The sequence below is a fragment of the Pricia sp. genome (genome assembly GCF_041745955.1).
Taxonomy (GTDB): domain Bacteria; phylum Bacteroidota; class Bacteroidia; order Flavobacteriales; family Flavobacteriaceae; genus Pricia.
The window spans coordinates 1-4280 of sequence record NZ_JBGTHY010000025.1; the positions used below are offsets into that span (position 1 = coordinate 1).

4 protein-coding genes and 1 pseudogene are annotated in these 4280 nt (G+C 43.5%); 3 read left to right on the top strand and 2 right to left on the bottom strand.

From position 1 onward, the window contains the following. Positions 1-702: pseudogene (locus ACEW8S_RS00870) on the top strand (IS5 family transposase); the annotation flags it as partial. 344 nt (positions 703-1046) lie between these two features. Here ACEW8S_RS00870 and ACEW8S_RS00875 read toward each other — a convergent pair. Next, positions 1047-2528: a Fic family protein gene (locus ACEW8S_RS00875; protein WP_373516307.1), complete on the bottom strand. Its 1482-nt coding sequence runs from the start codon at positions 2526-2528 to the stop codon at positions 1047-1049. Between the two features lie 5 nt (positions 2529-2533). Continuing rightward, on the bottom strand, positions 2534-2695 hold the full coding sequence (locus ACEW8S_RS00880; RefSeq protein WP_373516308.1) for a hypothetical protein: 162 nt from the start codon (positions 2693-2695) through the stop codon (positions 2534-2536). Positions 2696-2888: 193 nt separating this feature from the next. On the opposite strand from ACEW8S_RS00880, the gene ACEW8S_RS00885 reads away from it, so the two are divergent. Further along, positions 2889-3161 carry a helix-turn-helix domain-containing protein gene (locus ACEW8S_RS00885; protein ID WP_373516309.1) on the top strand — a complete coding sequence of 91 codons (273 nt, stop codon included), beginning with the start codon at positions 2889-2891 and terminating at the stop codon, positions 3159-3161. A gap of 763 nt (positions 3162-3924) precedes the next feature. Next, positions 3925-4280 (top strand): hypothetical protein (locus ACEW8S_RS00890; RefSeq protein WP_373516310.1); only part of this gene is annotated, 356 nt, incomplete at its 3' end.

The window sequence follows — 4280 nt, forward strand, 5'->3', positions numbered from 1 at the left end:
GCTCTCGGACCACGAAGTCCTCAATGCTATACTGTATGTCGCGGAGCAGGGCTGTAAGTGGCGTGCACTCCCCGAACGGTTCGGGAACTGGCACACGGTCTATACCCGTATGAACAGGTGGTCGAAGAACGGGACCCTCGACAATGTCTTCGGGGCCCTTCAGAAGAACGGCATAATAAGGGTCAAGGTGGAGGCGATGGGCCTGGACAGCACATCGGTAAAGGTCCATCCCGACGGGACCGGCGCTTTAAAAAAAACGGCGGTCAGTCCATCGGCAAGTAACGAGGGGGATGGACGACAAAGATTCATATGGTTGCCGCAGATGCTCGAACGGCACTGACCTTCTCCCTGTCGCCCGGCAGTGCGCACAATGCGCCCGAGGGACGGGCGTTGATGAGGAAGATTCCCGCCGGGCGCAAAGGGGCATACCTTATAATGGACAGGGCCTATGAGGGCGACGAGACCCGGCAACTGGCGCTCGACCTGGGCTTCGATCCAGTGGTGCCGCCCAAGGTAAACAGGCTCGAACCTTGGGAATACAACAGGGAAATGTACAAAAAACGGAACGAGGTGGAAAGGCTTTTCAGAAGGCTCAAGGGATTCAGGCGGATCTTTTCAAGATTCGACAAACTTGACGTAATGTTCACCGCCTTTATCTATATCGCACTGATTTTCGATGCAATTAGTGTTAACACACCCTAGTTTAATGGCTTAGACAGCACGTTTTAAAATACCCTACCTGTCAAAAAAGACCTCTTTCCATTTTTCCTTTTACCGTGAAATAAGTTTGCGGACAAAGGGACGAAAATACATAGGTATTGGTACGGCAATCTACTAGACTGCCATGATTTAAGGTGTCAAGTTTTGTGATGCTACTTTAGACAAATGGACATTTTTAATCCTCTGCTGATTTCCTCTCTTTTTGTTCGGAATTTCTGTTTTAAGTTTGATGACAAAAGATTAATCAGCCGAAGAAGAATTGTCCGACTGCGTTTAGCTGCCTAACGTTTTTCGATATTTTCTGAATTTGGAAAAACCAAATCCTATTATGGTTCGACTATTTTCAAGACCCCTTCATTACTTTCTTTAAAAGCGTTACTTGCACGTAAAATAACTTCCATCGCATCCATATCGTTTCCTAAAAGAGTATCGCTAAAAGCCTGTGCACGCTCTAACATCCTGATATAAACTTTGGCGTCGTTGTTTCTTGTCAATCTCCGTAACCCTCCCAGATAATCTTCTCGATATACGGTGGGGACAATGATTTTGGTCTGATCTGCCGTGGATAGTTCGGCGTTCATCATAACGCGTGCGATACGGCCATTACCATCCAAAAAAGGATGTACTTCGCTTACAACGAACATCATATAGGCCGCCTTGGCAAAAGGGTGTGTCAACGCCTTATAAAAGTCAAAGCTTCGTAACAATGTGCCCCGTACAAGCTCCATTTCGACAAATGAAGTGTCCCCTGCCTGATTGTTCTTATTCTTGAACTTTCCGGGTTTTTTATCGGTGCGCGCGCTGAGTAGAATAGAATGGCGGTATTGAAGAATTTCCAAAAAATTCTCAGCGGAATATGGAACTATTTTCATTTCCCTCCTGTTGGAAACCAATTGATATGTTCCCAGCACATCATGCGAATCTTCGTTTCGTGCAGGTAGGGGCTGCTGAGTGGCGATTACTTGCTTTGCTTCACTAATCTCAAAAACTGTTCCTTCGATATAGTTGGAAAAGTAACTTTCGTAGAACGCAAAATTTCGATATGCTTCTGTAGTCGTATTTTTTTCTTCATAGTATTTGAATTCCTGTTGTTTCAATTCCCTAAAAAGGATTTCAAAGAGTTGCATACGGGCAGGGTCATAAGGGCTACCAATTGCACGTGCTTTTGCAACGGGAGATTTCAATTCTTTTGCCGGTCGAGTGGTCAAAAGGGCACTTATGATTTTGTTGAGCTTTTCGAACTCCTTCTCCATTCCCAGTTCTTTGGAAATATCCCTTGCACGATCGCGTACTTGGTTGAGTTCCGCTTCTCCATTTACGCGCACTATCTTTTCCAGTTTTTCCTCTATCTGGGGATAGGCAAGCGTTTTGGAATCGGCACCAGTCTGTCGTGAAACCTGGAGGTTTTCGAGCAAGGCACGTTCCCGTTGCGAAACCATCAAGGCTCCCGAGAAAGAAGTGTCGCCCTCGATCGCTTTTGGGCCTTCCATAAAGCGTATGGTAATGCCCGGAAGCTGTATTTTTTTAGTGTATTTATAGGTCACGAAGATTTGGTCTTTAACCGTGGGAGCGAACTCGAAAGCGGATCGATGGCTTAAAACAGCACCGGGATATAAATTCCCGAGAATAGGAAACAGGTTACGACGTATAATAGCTGCGCGTGTTTCTTCAAGATTCGAGGTGTAGATTCTTGGGGCAATTTTGCGTACAATACCTTCGCCTTCCCACTTTGATATCCTACGGGAAGTTACCGGGTCAGGCGAACCATAGATGATTTCTTGTAGATGTAAAGGCGTATTTTTTTCCATTTTAACTATTTTAAAGACAAAATTGCAAAATATTTTCCATTATAATTGATTTTTGGTAAAATAATTTCTATTATAATGATGCTTGTGTTTTTCCAGTAAAAGGCTAATCCCCACTTTTTAGCAAAATATTTACTAGTACAGCCTACTTTTTGCAAAATATTTTCCATTAAAAAACTTATGGTATCACAATTTGTGATACCTAATCAGGCAAATGGTCATAGTTGAACTTGTGCCGGTCTTTCTCTTTTCTTTTTCTAAAGTTCCCATCTTAAGCGTCATCATCGAGCAATTCCTTTTCATGTATTTTCATCTGTTTGCAGATTTGGAAATACCAAAAATCATTTGTTATATTGGCAATCTATGAACGTAATCTGTATAGAAGAAAAAGCATTTTTTACCCTAATGGATGGGGTAATAAAGTATGTGAGGTCAGAAATGGAACCGATTATTCAAGATAAGTGGATCGGCAAAATGGAAGCGATGCGGTTACTGAGAATAAAATCGCCAACCACCTTACAAAAATTACAGGACGAGGGCAAAATCAGATTTTCGCAGCCCGAAAAGAAACACATCGTTTACGATAGGGATTCCATCATCGAATATCTTGAGGCACACGCCAAAGAGCCTTTTTGATCATAACCAATTTCTTCATGTCATAACGGAATTACTAACTCCTTAGCTTATACTCTTTCCCATTATATTTCATTTAGTGGACCACTTCATAGTAGAATTTTATGGCGTTGATAGCCTGGTTTACAACTGAGCGCCGAAGGGTTCAATCCAAAATATTTCACCCACTACTGGAAGAACACGAAGGGCGATGTTTATCTTTTCTGTTATGATTATGGTTTTCTATCCTTAAAAAAAATCCAAAGGCCAAATATTTAATAGTCCGATGGCAGGCCTATATGGAGTAGTCATACGGTAGGGATTGTTGAGGATTATCAATTGCAAAAAAAAATAACATATCCTAGACCCCTGCGGAAGTCGGGCAACCCTCCACTGCGATTCTCCCCGGGGAACCCTTCACTCCGATGCTCCCCGGGCGGACATGCTTCGCCGGTCCGCCCATGAAGTCTTTTCGTTCCAGTTTTGCCCGATTTCCTCGGCCTCCGAACGGGGCGTCATCAGTCCGCCCAAATTCGTAACTATTTGAACACGTATGGGCAGTTACAACAGGACAAAAATCCCACTTTCTCAAAAGTCTGCACGGGCAATCGAATTATCACGATATCAAAACAATACCGTTAGAATTCAAAATTGTTTTTTTAGATTTTCGTGAAATCTTTGTGATATATGCTGGCTAGGTTTGTACATGAAATCTTACTAGCTATCGACAGTCGATGGCAAGTGCTATTTCCTAAAAACAGGTCTATTAATAAAAAACAAAGCTATTATGAAACGAAGAATTTTTTCCCTTGCAAGTATTTTTTCAGTGATTGCCCTTATTGTGGCAAGCAGCTGCTCCAACGATGATCCCGAGACCATTACCGTTACGGAAACCATCACCGAAACGGACACGGTTACCGTAGAAACGGATTCGTCCCTTCCCATCGGTGAACTTACCGTGGCCAGACAGGGTACCTTGACCGCTGAGAGCGGAACACCTACCGAAGGTGCAGTAGCATTGGGCAAAGATACCCAGGACACCAGCTTTTTACGTTTTGGCGATGATTTTATGACCGAACTCGGTACCGGTACCGTTGGTATATTTCTATCGACTTCCGCGGTATATACCCCCGACCCCGGTAA

What these genes read in the sequence shown, in the direction of transcription:
- ACEW8S_RS00875 (WP_373516307.1), bottom strand. Translation starts at nt 2,528, where the DNA reads ATGGAAAAAAATACGCCTTTACATCTACAAGAAATCATCTATGGTTCG.
- ACEW8S_RS00880 (WP_373516308.1), bottom strand. Translation starts at nt 2,695, where the DNA reads ATGGAAAATATTTTGCAAAAAGTAGGCTGTACTAGTAAATATTTTGCT.
- ACEW8S_RS00885 (WP_373516309.1), top strand. Translation starts at nt 2,889, where the DNA reads ATGAACGTAATCTGTATAGAAGAAAAAGCATTTTTTACCCTAATGGAT.